The sequence below is a fragment of the Chryseobacterium sp. HR92 genome (assembly GCF_045689405.1).
GTDB classification, from domain to species: Bacteria; Bacteroidota; Bacteroidia; order Flavobacteriales; family Weeksellaceae; genus Chryseobacterium; species Chryseobacterium viscerum_A.
The window spans coordinates 4,653,478-4,668,551 of sequence record NZ_CP139139.1 but is presented as its reverse complement, the minus strand read 5'-3'; the positions used below and the strand labels follow the sequence as shown (position 1 = coordinate 4,668,551).

12 protein-coding genes, 4 tRNA genes and 1 riboswitch are annotated in these 15,074 nt (G+C 37.2%); of the genes, 7 read left to right on the top strand and 9 right to left on the bottom strand.

Annotation, left to right across the window (positions count from 1 at the left end; translation table 11 throughout):
• Positions 1-66 precede the first annotated feature (66 nt).
• The 7 genes from SFA27_RS21205 (at position 67) to SFA27_RS21175 (ending at position 9,943) form a co-directional block, all read left to right on the top strand.
• A complete protein-coding gene (locus SFA27_RS21205) occupies positions 67-894 on the top strand; it encodes an MbnP family protein (protein WP_407294705.1) in 828 nt (275 codons plus the stop codon).
• Positions 887-1,936 carry a cytochrome-c peroxidase gene (locus SFA27_RS21200; protein WP_407294703.1) on the top strand — a complete coding sequence of 350 codons (1,050 nt, stop codon included), beginning with the start codon at positions 887-889 and terminating at the stop codon, positions 1,934-1,936. Before SFA27_RS21205 ends, SFA27_RS21200 begins: the two co-directional genes overlap by 8 nt.
• 13 nt (positions 1,937-1,949) lie before the next feature.
• Positions 1,950-2,897, top strand: a complete 948-nt coding sequence (locus SFA27_RS21195) for a transporter (RefSeq protein WP_407294701.1) — start codon at positions 1,950-1,952, stop codon at positions 2,895-2,897.
• Between the two features lie 92 nt (positions 2,898-2,989).
• Positions 2,990-3,176: riboswitch (cobalamin riboswitch) on the top strand.
• 108 nt (positions 3,177-3,284) lie between these two features.
• A complete protein-coding gene (locus SFA27_RS21190; protein WP_407294699.1) occupies positions 3,285-5,318 on the top strand; it encodes a TonB-dependent receptor plug domain-containing protein in 2,034 nt (677 codons plus the stop codon).
• Positions 5,315-6,448: a YncE family protein gene (locus tag SFA27_RS21185; RefSeq protein ID WP_407294697.1), complete on the top strand. Its 1,134-nt coding sequence runs from the start codon at positions 5,315-5,317 to the stop codon at positions 6,446-6,448. The genes SFA27_RS21190 and SFA27_RS21185 overlap by 4 nt, the downstream gene beginning before the upstream one ends.
• A gap of 14 nt (positions 6,449-6,462) precedes the next feature.
• On the top strand, positions 6,463-7,656 hold the full coding sequence (locus SFA27_RS21180) for a hypothetical protein (protein WP_047376534.1): 1,194 nt from the start codon (positions 6,463-6,465) through the stop codon (positions 7,654-7,656).
• A gap of 28 nt (positions 7,657-7,684) precedes the next feature.
• On the top strand, positions 7,685-9,943 hold the full coding sequence (locus SFA27_RS21175; RefSeq protein ID WP_407294694.1) for a DUF5074 domain-containing protein: 2,259 nt from the start codon (positions 7,685-7,687) through the stop codon (positions 9,941-9,943).
• A 170-nt stretch (positions 9,944-10,113) separates the two neighbouring features.
• On the opposite strand, the gene SFA27_RS21170 is transcribed toward SFA27_RS21175, so the two are convergent.
• The 9 genes from SFA27_RS21170 to SFA27_RS21130 form a co-directional block, all read right to left on the bottom strand.
• A complete protein-coding gene (locus SFA27_RS21170; RefSeq protein WP_081995464.1) occupies positions 10,114-10,902 on the bottom strand; it encodes a T9SS type A sorting domain-containing protein in 789 nt (262 codons plus the stop codon).
• Between the two features lie 222 nt (positions 10,903-11,124).
• Entirely contained in the window at positions 11,125-11,898 is a 774-nt protein-coding gene (locus tag SFA27_RS21165) for a T9SS type A sorting domain-containing protein (RefSeq protein WP_407294692.1), read from the bottom strand.
• A gap of 346 nt (positions 11,899-12,244) precedes the next feature.
• Positions 12,245-12,316 (bottom strand) — tRNA-Glu (locus SFA27_RS21160).
• Positions 12,317-12,382: 66 nt separating this feature from the next.
• Positions 12,383-12,454 (bottom strand) — tRNA-Glu (locus SFA27_RS21155).
• Positions 12,455-12,536: 82 nt separating this feature from the next.
• A tRNA-Glu gene (locus SFA27_RS21150) sits at positions 12,537-12,608 on the bottom strand.
• Between the two features lie 10 nt (positions 12,609-12,618).
• Positions 12,619-12,873, bottom strand: a complete 255-nt coding sequence (rpsT, locus tag SFA27_RS21145; protein ID WP_002983073.1) for a 30S ribosomal protein S20 — start codon at positions 12,871-12,873, stop codon at positions 12,619-12,621.
• Between the two features lie 66 nt (positions 12,874-12,939).
• Positions 12,940-13,260: a hypothetical protein gene (locus tag SFA27_RS21140; protein WP_047376538.1), complete on the bottom strand. Its 321-nt coding sequence runs from the start codon at positions 13,258-13,260 to the stop codon at positions 12,940-12,942.
• 374 nt (positions 13,261-13,634) lie between these two features.
• Positions 13,635-13,706 (bottom strand) — tRNA-Glu (locus SFA27_RS21135).
• A 58-nt stretch (positions 13,707-13,764) separates the two neighbouring features.
• A complete protein-coding gene (locus SFA27_RS21130; protein ID WP_407294689.1) occupies positions 13,765-15,051 on the bottom strand; it encodes an N-acetylmuramoyl-L-alanine amidase in 1,287 nt (428 codons plus the stop codon).
• Positions 15,052-15,074 lie beyond the last annotated feature (23 nt).

The window sequence follows — 15,074 nt, the reverse complement described above, 5'->3', positions numbered from 1 at the left end:
TAAAAAAAGAATGTTTTCACATTCAAAATAACACATTCAAATTGCATTCAACTTAAAAAATCAACAATGAAAATTTATAAATTTTTATCACTATTCTTTATTGCCTTTACTTTATTCTCTTTTGTAGCCTGCGAAAGCAGCAGAGATGATGATCCACAGGATACAACACCTGGAAAACTTCAGATCAAATTTGAAAACGGATTTAATAATGTAGGAGATATTGTTTTGAACCAAACTGTCCAGACTTCTTCCAACGGACAGAAACATAATTTTTCCGCTTTGAAATATATAATCAGTAATGTCACACTGATAGACGAAAACGGAAACGAATTTAAATACAATGAAAACAATCCAGATAAAGGCGCTTTTATTGTAGATCAGGCAGATGCTGTAGCCGGAATTATATACCTTAATCTGGATGGCATCCCGAAAAATAATTATAAAAAAATAAAATTCGGATTGGGAGTGAGCCAGAAAGCGTATTTACTTGGGCAGGACGGACAAGCTGAATTCTGGACAAAAGCCAAGCAGAAAGGAATGACATGGTCATGGGCTGCCGGTTATGTTTTTGTAAAACTTGAAGGTAAATATGGTAATGATGCTCCTTCAAAAGAATTTATGAACCATACCGGAAATATGGGAAATGTTACAGCTAATGAGCAGGCTGATCTATACCGTGAAATCACATTGAATCTTCCTACTACAGCAAGAGTGACAGGGCAAATTCGTCCTTCTGTTCATATTCTGGCAGATCTGAACCAGTTTCTGAGCGGAGATAAAGCACTTACGCTTGCCACAGGCAATGATATGCTGATGGGTTCCAATCAGCACCTGGTAGATGTTACCAATAACCTTACAAAAATGTTTAAAGTAGATCACGTTCACAATGATTAATTTTTTTATTAAGACATTATTGGTGCTGCTTGTATTCATGTTAAGCTGTGTTTCCTGTTCTGATGAGGTGATGCAGCCACTGGAAAAAGATGAAGCATACAATCTGCAGTTTCCTTCTTATTTTCCGGAAATGACTTTTGATAAAACGATGAATCCGGTAACCAAAAATGGAGTAGAACTGGGACGAAAATTATTCTATGAAGGAAGGCTTTCCCGGAACAATACCATTTCATGCGGCTTCTGTCATATCCAGGAAAATGCCTTTACCCATCACGGTCATACTGTAAGTCATGGTGTGGATGACAGAATAGGAATCAGGAATGCTCCACCCATTCAGAACATGGCTTTTTTGAAAAGGTATATGTGGGATGGGGTGATTCATAATTTGAATGAACAACCGATCAGCCCAATTACAGATGTGAATGAAATGGACAGCTCCATACCGGAAGCTATTTCAAAGATAAAAGATGACCAGAAGTATAAAAAACTGTTCAGAGAAGCTTATGGAGATGAAACCATTACAGGAGAAAGAATTCTGAAAGCATTGTCGCAGTTTATGGCTTCACTGATCTCTGCGGATTCAAAATACGACAGATTCAAACAGGGAAAGGAACAGCTGACTTCAGCAGAATCTCAGGGAATAGCTTTGTTTGGACAGAAATGTGCTTCCTGCCATAGCGGAGAACTGTTTACTGATGAAAGCTTCAGAAATACGGGAATGTATTACAATACAGAATTTAAGGATGCGGGACGTTACAGAGTTAGCCTTAATCAGGTAGATTGGATGAAATTCCGTGTTCCGAGTTTAAGAAATGTAGAATATACTGCACCTTATATGCATGATGGAAGATTTTACACCTTAGAGGCGGTACTCAATTTCTACTCGGATCAGGTGGAAGATAATCCCAACCTTGATCCACAATTAAAACAGAATGGTCATGTGGGAATTGCTATGAATAGTCAGGAAAAACAATCAATCATTGCGTTCCTGAAAACATTATCGGATAAAAGTTTTATATCCAATCCAAAATTTGCAGAATAATTTTATAGAAAACATGAAGAAGATTATAGTGATAGTAAGTTTGATCCTGTTTAGTCAGTATCAGGCAAAGATTATTAGAGACAGTGCTTATATTGATCCGAATACCTTTAGCAGATTCGATTTTGATGATGATTGTGATGCGTGCGGCTGTGCAGCAGGAAACGGATCTTCCGGCTTTGAGTCTTTATTGAATCCACAGTTTATCGGAATCAAATACTTTGCTCAGCATTATAAAGCCAAAGAAAATTTATTTGTAAAAGACCTTACCCAGGATCAGTATTTCAATACGCTGCAGCTTTGGGAGAAAATTCCACTGACTAAAAAACTGAGCGTATATGCAAGCCTGCCCTTTCATTTCCATGAAAAGAAAACAATGCAGGGAGATATCAAAATCAATGGAATCGGAGATCTGAACCTAATGGGGATTTACCAGCTGATGAGCTCTAAAGATAATTTCCACCATCTGAGCGGAGGTTTAGGAGTAAAAATACCTTTGGGGAAATTTGATGAAAAAGGAGCGTCCGGTGTTAATCCAAGTTTTCAGTTGGGAACCGGAAGCTGGGATTATCAGGCGGCTTTGAATTATAAATTTCAGAAAAATAAAGTAGCTGTATTGGTTAATACAGATTACACGATCAAAACTGAGAATAAGAAAAATTACCGTTTTGGGAACCAATGGAACTATGCAGCGACGGGATTTTATCAGGTTGCAGGAAATAAAAAATCTATTTTTTCTATAAAAACGGGAGTTCAGGGAGAGGTCTATGCCCAGAATAAACAATTCGATGAAGCCTTGCCCAATACTGCAGGAAGTGCTTTGTACGGAAAACTGGGATTTGAGGCCTCTTATAAAAAGTTGAGTCTGGGAAGTGAACTTATGCTTCCCATGTATACTCATCTGGCAGGAGGAGATATTGAAGCAAAATCAAGATTCAGTGTTTTCCTGAATATTGGAATTTAAGATGGTGCCCTCTATGAAATGATGTTAAAGCTCCTTCGGGAGCTTTAATTGTTTATGAATCATGATTTTAATTGGGGGTTAGGAATAATTCTTTATCTTTGCCGAAATTTGGTGAGCCATAAAAAGCTCTTAAAAGGGAATCCGGTGAAAATCCGGAACAGACCCGCTGCTGTAAGCTCCGCACCAAAGTTTTTGAAGAATATATCCACTGTTTTTTTAATGGGAAGGATTTCAAAAATGGAGTAAGTCAGAAGACCTGCCAGAAAATAATCGTTTGACGCTTTCGTGGAATAAAGCTTAGGACATCAATGATTCTGTGCAGTGACAGCTGTGCTTTGTCGTTGTATTCTTACATCCATTAGCGTCATCATTATCCTAAATGAGCTAATGGCAGCAAAACTAACTACTTCTGCAATTCATAAAGCTGTTTTCACAATACTGGTGATAACATCTCAACTTTTGTCCTCTCAAATCAAGAAAAAAGACAGTGTTCGGGAAGAATCCATCAAGGTGATCAGCCTTTACAAGAAAAATTTCAAAGAAATTCTTCCGGCGCAAACCCTGCAGGGCGAGCAGCTGGAAAGGCTGAACAGTCATTCCGTAGCAGATGCCCTGCGGTATTTTTCCGGAGTGCAGATCAAAGACTATGGAGGATTGGGTGGTTTGAAAACCATTAATATCCGTAGCATGGGAAGCCAGCATGTAGGGGTTTTCTATGATGGAATTCAACTGGGAAATGCCCAAAACGGACTTGTTGACCTGGGAAGATATTCTTTGGACGATCTGGAAGAAATATCATTATACAACGGACAGAAAAGTGAGATTTTTCAACCGGCAAAAGACTTCGGGTCTTCGGGATCTATCTATTTACAGCCAAAAACACCTGTATTTAAAGGAACAAGAAAAACCAATCTCGTTATAAGAGCAAAAAGTGCCTCCATTGATCTTTTTAATCCGTCATTCCGATTGGAACAGAAAATTTCAGACAGAATTTCCGCCAGCTTCAGTGGAGAATTTATGCAGAGTGACGGAATTTACAGATTTCGATATGCCAAGAAATATCCTGACGGCCAGCAGGCTTATGATACCATTGCTAAGAGACAGGATTCAGATATCAAAGCAAAGCGTTTTGAAACGTCTTTCAACGGAATTTTAAATAACGGAAGCTGGAATATCCGTGGTTATGGTTATATTTCAGACCGTGGAATGCCGGCACCTATTGTGAATGGACGTTTCGGAGGAAGAGGAGCGAGACTTTCTGATGAAAATTATTTTGTACAGGCCAATCTGAGAAAAAAACTGTTTCCCAAGTTTGAAACCCAATTGAAAGCAAAATTCGCTTACGATTATACCCATTTTATGGACACAGTTCGTTCGCAATCCATTATTCATACCGATAATACTTATATCCAACGAGAGCTTTATCTTTCCTCATCCAATATCTATTCTATTACTCCCAATTGGGATGTCAGCCTGAGTGGAGATTTTCAGTATAATAATCTGGATGCCAATCTGGATAACTTTTCTTATCCTACACGTTACACCACATTGGTAGCATTGGCAACAACATATCAATGGAACAGGTTCAAAATCCTGGGAAGCCTTTTAGGAACTTTTACTTTTGAAGAAGTAAGAAAAAACAAAAGACCCGGAGACAGCAGAGAGTGGACGCCTGCCGTATTTATGAGCTATCAGCCTGAAAAAATTCCTGAGCTTACCCTCAGAGCTTTCTATAAAAGGATTTTCCGACTTCCAACCTTCAATGATTTATATTATACCAATATCGGCAATACTTACCTGAAACCGGAGTTTACTAATCAGTATGATGTAGGATTTACCTATCAGAAGAATTATAACAACCGTCTCTTTAAGACCTTTTATGCTAAAGTAGACGGTTACTACAACAAAGTACAGGATAAAATTGTAGCAGCTCCAAACGGAAGCATGTTCCGCTGGCTGATGATGAACCTTGGAATGGTTGAAATCATAGGTGCTGACGTGAATGTACAGACAGAATTTCAGCTGGGAAAAGTAATCCTCAGACCGCTGCTTTCTTATACCTATCAAAGTGCAAGAGATATGACTGACCCGGAGGATACTTTTTATCGTAATCAGATTCCCTATACGCCCTGGCATAGCGGGTCTTTCAGTCTGATGGCAGATTATAAAGACTGGAGCTTCAATTACAGCGCGATGTACGTTGGAGAAAGGTATGATGTGAATCAGGACAACATTCAATACAATTATGTACAGCCCTGGTATACTCATGATCTGTCTGTTCAGAAAAAATTCAACTGGGCCAATCATCAATTTAAAGTAAGCCTGGAGATGAATAATATCTTCAATCAATACTATGACGTAGTAATCAATTATCCGATGCCCGGAAGAAACTTTAAACTTATTCTAAACTTCACCCTATGAGAAAACTAAACTTTTATTTTTTATTTCTTGTATTAGCTTTTCTTACTTCATGCCGTACAGATGATATCATTGTCCGCCAGGAAGTGGTAGAAGGACTTCCATCAGAAAATACGGCAATAAAAGGTTTCTATATGCTGAATGAAGGAAATATGGGAAGCAACAAATGTACGCTGGACTTTTTTGATTATACCAAAGGAACCTACTACCGGAATATCTATGCTGAGATTAACCCGAATGTGGTGAAAGAGCTGGGAGATGTAGGAAATGATATTAAAGTCTACGGCAGCAAGCTGTACATCGTTGTCAATGTTTCCAATAAAATTGAAGTATTGGACGCAAAAACAGCAAAGCGTATTACTTCTATTCCTTTGCAAAACTGCAGATATTTGGCCTTCAAAGACGGGAAAGCTTATGCCAGCAGTTATGCCGGTCCTGTAGCAATAAACCCAAAAGCACCAAAAGGAAAAGTAGTGGAAATTGACACAGCTTCTCTTTCCATTCAGCGTGAAGTGGTAGTGGGATATCAGCCTGAAGAAATGGAAATTGTAGGGAATACATTATTTGTGGCCAATTCCGGAGGATATAAAGCTCCCGATTACGATAATACTGTTTCCGTAATTGATCTGAACACTTTCACAGAACTTAAAAAATTAAATGTTGCGATCAATCTTCACCACATTAAAAAAGACAATTATGGTGATCTGTATGTGAGTTCAAGAGGAGATTACTATAATGTTCCTTCCAGTTTATATCTTATAGATGCAGCAACGGGAATGGTTAAAAAAGATTTCCACCTTGCTGTAAGTGAAATGACAATCGTTAATGATAAACTTTATTTCTACGGCAATGAATTCAATTACAATACCCACAGCTATAAAAAGAGTTTTGGAATTATTGATGTGAAAACAGAACAAATCATTGCGAACAGGATTTTCGACAAAGAATACGAAACAGCCATTAAAACACCTTACGGAATTGCTGTAAACCCAATTACAGAAGATATCTACATGACAGATGCCAGAAATTACGTATCCATGGGATTTGTGTACTGCTTTGATAAAAACGGACACTTTAAATGGAAAACAGAGGGCGGAAATATCCCGGCTCACTTCACCTTTTTATACAAATAACCAAACTTTAAGAAATGAACAAAAATACCTTTACTTATTTAAAAACCGGGTTTTTATCATGTCTCCTGATAGGAGTGATAGCCTGTAAACATGATGATGAAGATGAATTTACATTCAACGGTCTTGACGATTCCTATACCATTGAACGGTTAAAGGTTTTGAGTATTCCTACCAATGCTTCAGGTTCAGTTACGTGGAGTATCAATGACTCTATTATCTCTCAAAACTCAGAGCTTGAATTTATCAGTCCCGATGCAGATGCTTATCCTTTAACTCTGAAGATTAACCATAAAGGAAACGAACAGGTTTATCATTCTAAAATAATCGTTACCAAAGAAAAAACACCTTATAGTAAATATATTGCGAAAGTATTAGAATTCCGCCCCGCTGTAGGACAGTTCATGAATGAAATTCCGGAATATTTACCTGGAAATACAGCTGCAAATATGCTTCAGAAAGCAAACGAATCTTTGGTGGGAGGTAATTCTACCATGATCAGCCTGGGAGGATATGGAGGATATGTTGTTTTCGGTTTTGACCATACTATTCCGAACCTGAATGGACGTGATTTTAAAGTACTGGGAAATGCTTTCTTTGGAAATGATGCCGCGGATCAACGTTCAGGATCCTGTGAACCGGGAATTATTATGGTAGCCTATGACAGAAACAAAAACGGAAAACCTGATAATGATGAATGGTATGAAATTGCAGGCAGCGAATATTTCAAAAATACAACCGTAAAAGATTACAGCATCACTTATCATAAGCCTGATGAAAATAAAACACCTGTGGCAGGAACTGAATTCTGGCAAACCGATGTAGAATATATCAAGTGGAATGACAACCTTGGAAACCAGGGCTTTAAAACAAAAAATACTTTTCATGCACAGAGCTACTATCCTTTGTGGTTTACAGATAGTTCTTACGGTTTTTCTGGAACACGCCTGGCGAACAATTTCCATGATCAGAACGGTGACGGATCTTATTGGGTAGGAAAATCATATGATTTCGGATATGCTGATAATGCCCCGAATAATGATGATGCCTCAAATATTGATATTTCCTGGGCGGTAGACAGAAGTGGGAAATACGTAAAACTTCCCGGTGTTGATTTTATGAAAATATATACAGGAGTCAATCAGGAAGCTGGCTGGCTAGGAGAGGTTTCTACAGAAGTTGCAGGAGCCTACGATTTACATTTCAAATAACAATTCAATCTATTTAAATTAATAAAAAATGAAAAAGTTTTATCTTTTTATGATGCTTTTTCTGTTTGCATGCTTATCAAATGCACAGATAAAAGTTCAGGGTGTACCCAGAAATGATATTTCAGGGATCAGCAATCTTAATACGACAACGATCAGTTTTTCTGATATTCAGTATTGGGTGGGATCGGGAGCCAATCAGGCTGCTTTTGTAGTACAATGGAATGACAGTAAAAACCCTGATGCTATGGTTTGGGGATTCAAGTGGGATGGGAATGCTACAGGAGAAGATATGCTTAAAGCTATTGCTAAAGCAGACCACAGATTATACACATTGCTGTATCAAGGAACACAATTTGGATCAGCGGTTGGTGGAATAGGTTTTGATATCAATGGTCAGGGTACCAATGCATTGATCAAAAGTGGAAATACCACTTATCCTTTATATCCGGTAAATGGTTTTGTGAATACTACAGCTTATGATTTTGACAGCTATACCATCGTAGATGCTGCTAATGATCACTGGCAGTCTGGCTGGACGGTTAACGGATATTGGGCTTATTGGGTAAAGAACCCTGCAGATGCAGATTTTGGATATTCCAGTGTTGGAGCTTCTTCACGTGCATTGGAAAACGGTTCATGGGATGTCTGGAACTTTAATCCAGGCTTTAATACTACTCCAATTTCATCTACGCTTACCCCTGTTTCCCCATATGTTGCTTCCAATAATTTTACCAATGGATATTTCATGGTGAACGAAGAATGGTTTGGGCATACCAATGGCTCTGTAAACTTTATTGACAACAATGGACAGATCAATTACCGTGTATACAGTAACGCAAATAATAACCAGGCTTTTGGTGCGACGACCCAATACGGAACAATCTATGGAGATAAATTCTATTTTGTATCCAAGCAGGCTGCCGACGGAGGAGATACTCAGTATACTCCCGGAGGTAGACTGGTTGTAGCCAATGCGCAGACCATGCAGAAAATTGCAGGATTTAATAATATCGGAGGTGGTGATGGAAGATCATTCGTAGGAGTCAATGAACATAAAGGATATATTGGTACTTCTACAGGAATTGTTACTTTCAATATTGATAATTTACAGGTAGGTTCTTTAATTACCGGAACTGGGGGTAGCGGTCAGATTGGAAACATGATCCGTACATCACAATATGTATTTGCCGTGAAGCAAGGGGTAGGAATTTTAGTAATTAATCCTAATACAGATACGGTAGTGAGTACTATTGCCGGTGGTTTCTATTCTGTTGCTCAGGCTAAAGACGGAAGTGTATGGGGAATTCAGGATCAGAAGCTGATCAGCATCAATCCTACTACTTTTGCCACACAGGTTTACAACATTCCAACAACGAAGTACATTGGAGACTGGGGAGCATGGAATGCCGGTAAATTTTCAGCAAGTAATAAAGAGAATGCTTTATACTGGATCAATTCAATCAGCAGCTGGAGCTCAGGAACACAGATTGTAAGATTTGATGTTACAACGAAAACATTTAACGAAAACTTTGCAGCAATTCCGGGGCAGACAGGACAATTTAAGCAAATTCCTTATGGTGCGGCACTTCGTGTAAATCCTGTTACCGGTGAACTTGTTCTGAACACTACAGAAAGCGGATACGGTGCACACTACCAGAAGAACTGGATCCATACTTATAATATGAGCGGAACTCTTACCAGTACAAAAACTTTGAATGATTACTATTGGTTCCCTGCATTGACTGTATTTACCAATAATTCGGCTCCGGTTGTGAGCAGCGTTTTACCTTCACAGGTTACAGCAGGAAATATCACTACGATTGATTTGAAAACAATAGTTTCCGATGCTGATAATATGGCAGTATCTGTGGTGAAATCTATAAAGTCAAACAGTAACCCTACAGTAGTTTCAGCAGTGATTAATGATAGTGATGAGCTGGTGTTGACACCGCTTGTTTCAGGAACTTCTGATATCATGATCAGCTTTAATTCAAATGGTAAATTGGTAGAAAAAACACTTACTGTAAACAGTACTGCTTCAACTTTAGCAACTGCTGAAGTTAAGAAACTTGAATTCAGCATTTATCCGAATCCGGTAACTGATATTCTTACCATTAAAACTCAGGAGAAAATCCAGAGTGTTACTGTTTATGATGCTTCAGGGAGAGTTGTCAATGCACAATTGAACAACGGCCAGATGAATGTAAGTGTGCTTCCAAAAGGGATTTATATTTTAAAAGCTGTAACAGATAAAGCAGTATATCAGCAAAAACTGATCAAAAACTAATACTATTCCAGATAGTAAATCTTGTTAATATAACCCTGACCGAAACTGGTCAGGGTTTTTTTAATGAGATGATGAAACCCTATTGATCATGAAGAATAGTATAAATTATTCGTATAAAAAACCCGGCAAGCTTGAAAAGCTTGCCGGGTTTGATCTGTTACGGATCTTTGTTATTTGATAATTACCTTTTTAGAGTATGTTTTTCCTTCTTTCGTTTGAAGGGTCATAATATATACTCCTTGTGGCTGTTTTGTTTCAAATGTATTCGATGTCAGTTTAGAACGGAATACCTCTTTTCCTGAAGTATTGGTTAGACTAACCTCCGAACCTTGTGCAGAAATATTTTTGTCAAGGGTAAACTGTCCATTCTCACTGTGAGCCATGAAATTGATGTGCGGATCTTTGTACTGATAAGCATAATATACTCTAAGTTCTCCACCAATATTCAATAATCCTGAATTCACATTGATTTTGACACGGTCAAAAGGAATATTCATGGTAAGCTCAATCTCACCTAAGCTTGGATCTCCAGCTCCAATGTTGAGCAGCTTATTGGTAAGATTTTGGTAATCGTTGTTGGAAACATTTCCGTTAAATGTTTCAATCGTTACACCTCCCAATACCTGAGCAGATAGTGGAGTACCATTTGAACCAATTCCAATTACCAGTTTATTGGTGTTGTTTGCGATATTGGTCGTTGGGAAGATCAATGTCTGTTCTGTTCTTGCCAAAAGGCCTACTGAAACCTGGATTGTAGAGTAGTCGGTTTCGTTACTTCCTACCGCATTTTGAGGGTTCAATACTCCGCAGCCTAAACATACTCCCAATACCTGATTGGTTTGGCTGCTTGCATAGGTTTTCACAATCTGTGCAAAAGATATTGTGCTTGTTAAAAATAGGAACGATGCCAAAACTGCAGCTTTCATTGTGCGTTGGCCAAGTAATAAATAAGTTTTCATATGTAGAAAAATTTTGGGTTTTAGCTTTTTTGTAAATTTATAAATAAAATGATTATGTTGATTATTTTATTTCATATTTATGTGATTTGTTAATGATTTATTGATATTTGCAATTATGAATTTATTTTTACTTAATGAATTGGTTTTTATATTTCATTGAAAATGAATACAAAAAATACGACAGCTTAAAAGTCTGCCGCACTTATTGTATTGTTTATTGAATTATTTAATTAAAATTTTTCTGGAATATATTTTTCCTTCTTTAGTTTGTACATTCATAATATAAACACCTTCAGACTGTCTTGGCTCAAAAGTGTTTGATTTTAGTGTAGAGCGATATACTTCTTTTCCGGAAGTATTGAACAGCGTGACTTCTGAGCCTTCTACCGGAATATTTCCTCCAAGAGTAACCTGCCCGTTTTGGCTGTGAGCCATAATGCTGATCAATGGATCCTGATAAGCATAATAAATTCTGAATCCGCCGCCAAGACTTAATACACCTCCCGTTAAGCCTATTCTTATTCCGTCATAAGGTTTTGTCGGCTTGAATTCTACTGTTCCTCTGTTGGGTGTTGCCCCCAGCTTAAGAAGACTTACATCTATTGTTCTGCGGTCTTCATTAGAAGTACCTCCATTCATAGTTTCAAGAGTTACCCCGCTTAATAGCTGTACAGATAATGGAATGTTGTCTGTCCCGATTCCTACAACCAGCCTTGTGTCTGATCTTAGGTCAGGAAAAATCAGAGTTTGTTGAATTCCTCCTAATAAGACTGTTCCCAATACCATTGTTGAATAGTCATCCTCGTTATACCCAACTGCATTCAAAGGATTATCTATACGGCATCCCAGGCATGCGACTCCAAATACACCTGAGCTTTGGGCGTGTGCATAAATTCTGTTTTGTGCAAAAGATAATGTGGTGGCTGAAAATAGAAATAAAGCCATTAATCCGGCTTTAAAAGAGAATTGTTTTCCCAAAAGTAAATTAATTTTCATGTTATTTATTTTATTGTGAATAGTTTTAGCCAAATTTAAGGATTAATAGATCAAGTAAAAAATAATATTTCCATTATTGGTGATATTTTTAATGAAATTTAATATAACTCTGTTGTCGGATGATAAAGACTATTGATTGTTTGGATTGTATAAGAGGCAGATGCAGAAATTGAAGAGTATCTTTTGTTGATATTGTTGGGTATAATTCAATAAAGAATTCCCAAAATAATAGGGTAGCGTGGTAATTCATGAGATCTGGTGATCAAATAAATAAAATACTGCAAGGTAAAGATTGTCTGAATGTAGGTATAAAAACGAAAAAAGGACTTCCGAAAAAGTCCTTTTGTAGCCCGTAGGGGAATCGAACCCCTCTTACCAGAATGAAAATCTGAGGTCCTAACCGATAGACGAACGGGCCCTCTATCTTCCAGTACCGAAGTAATGTGTTAGTTTTTGTTTTTATAAGTATCAACTCTTAATCTTGTAGCCCGTAGGGGAATCGAACCCCTCTTACCAGAATGAAAATCTGAGGTCCTAACCGATAGACGAACGGGCCGGTTAGATTTATTTTAATATAGCTTTTTCTACTGTGATCTTTATAAAACCACCGTGGTTACAGTGGTCTTATAAGATGTAAGTAGCCCGTAGGGGAATCGAACCCCTCTTACCAGAATGAAAATCTGAGGTCCTAACCGATAGACGAACGGGCCAGCTATATTTTTACGCTAATTTATTAACGTGCTTTGTCAATTTGCTTTTCAAGTTAGCCGCTTTGTTCTTGTGGATAATATTTTTCTTAGCTAATTTATCCAATAAAGCGATAACTTTTGGCAGTTGTTCTGTAGCAGCAGCTTTGTTCTCTTCATTTCTTAAAGCTTTTAAAGCTGTTCTAGCAGTCTTGTGGTAATATCTGTTACGAAGTCTTCTAGTTTCGTTTTGTCTGATTCTCTTTAGTGCTGATTTATGATTTGCCATATCGTTTAAATGTGAGTGCAAAACTATAAACTTTTTTTAAAACTACCAAATTTATTTTCAAAAATTTTAATTTTCTTCTGAAAGGTACTTTCTTAGTTTATTTATTGCTTGTTCTATTTTTAAATTTTCTTGTTCTTTTTCTAATTTTTTGATCGTATTTCCCAGCATGATCAATGCATTGTTCCATTCTCCAGTGGTGTTGGTGAAAGTGAGACCGTCAATTGTTACCTCAAAAGCAACCCTTTCTCCAGCCCTGTAAAGTCTGAAACTGATTTTATCATCTCTGCCTGTAATCCCGTCTTCATTGATTTGTAAATCATAACTTTTTGGGTTAGAGTGGATTTTCTTAAAAAGCAATTTCGCTTCTTGTATTTTTAAATCCGGCATGATATAAAATTTGGTAGCCTGTAGAAAACTACAAACAATGATTTATCAATATTATTTTTCATCAGTGCTGCCATATTTGAGTGACCAACCATGGCTAAATTTTTTGCAAATATAATGCTTTTGTGACATATAACATAAATGGAATGAATTTTTACAATAAAAGTAAACGTTCTATATTATAATGATAGTAATTTTCAAGTTGTTAGAATGTTGCAATTCCTAACAATTTTTTCAGGATACTATAAAAATCCGAAGAAAATTAACTTTAACAGAGTTTTCAGAAAATATCCAAGCTGGCTTTAAAAGTACAATAAGGTGAAAAAATAACCCGTAAAAAAAACCTTTAACGGAGCCGTTAAAGGTTTGTAAGTTTGTAGCCTATAGGGGAATCGAACCCCTGTTGCAAGAATGAAAATCTTGAGTCCTGACCACTAGACGAATAGGCCAAATTTTGAGGTTGCAAAAGTAATCATTAACTTTTTAACTTCAAAATTATTTTTTTAATTATTTATACACTTTTTGTATCACTGTGTTTTTGACACCTTTAGCTTCAAGTTCCTTTTGAAGTTTTGCTGCATCTTCCAGCGTGTATACTTTTCCATAGGTATAATAAAAAACGCCATTGTCTTTCTCTCTTTCTACATCTTTCAGATTCTGAAGGATGTAAGAATTGCCATTCAGTTTATCTCCGGTATATACTTCTATCGTATAATAACCCATGTTAATCCTTTGATTTGGCATAAATCCTACGGCAAAAGCATTTCTAAATCCTGCATCCTTCGCTGTTTTAAGATTAATATCTTTTATGGAGGACATATTTGTTACAGCATAGTAATATTTGTATTGTCCGTTCTCTTTAAGAGTAAGAATGTAATTCAATCCTTTCAGAGCAGGATCATTTTCATTGTATTTCGTAGGCGAACTCATCAATAGAATCCTGAAATCATTTTTCAAAGGAACTTCTGCAGGTTTTTCCGGTTCCGGCTTTCTGACTGAGATAGAACCTCCTGATTTTCTGTCAACTGCTTTTTTATAATCAATAATAGCGTTGTAAATACTTTCTGCAATTTCAGTCTGCCCCTTGTCCGAAGCGATGTAGTGACTTTCTTCAGGATGATTGATGAAACCAGTTTCTATTAGTACAGATGGCATGGCATTCATACGGAGAACGTGAAGGTTCTTTTGGAAAACACCTCTTGAGGAACGTTTATCTTTATTCACAAAGTTATCTTCTACCAATCCGCCCAAAAGAAGACTGGACTCCAGATATTTGCTCTGCTGAAGTTTTAATGCAATCAATGATTCAGGAGAATCGGGATTATAAGAACCGAAGGTCTGTTTATCTTTTTCATCCAGGAAGATTACGTCATTTTCCCTTTTGGCTACCTCAAGATTTTCGTTATTCTGGTTAGGTCCCTGTACGTAAGTTTCTGTACCGTAAGCTGTAGGTCTTTGGGAAGAATTACAGTGAATTGATACGAAAAGATCTGCTTTACTCCTGTTCGCCAGATTGGTTCTGTCAGATAGAGAAGGATACTCGTCAATTTTACGGGTATATATAACTTTGAAATCTCTGTTTTTCTCTAACATTGCGCCTACTTTTAACGTAATAGCAAGTGTAATGTCTTTTTCTGCCACTCTTCCAATGTCGGAATAAGTCCTGTTGGCTCCATGATCACTTCCTCCGTGTCCCGCATCCAGAACGATAGTAAACTTCTTCTGAGAGAAAATAAAGTTGCTGGTAAGGATAAGGAGAAATGATAAAATTATTTTAAAATTTTGTTTGTGCATCTTACAGTTATAAAAATTATATT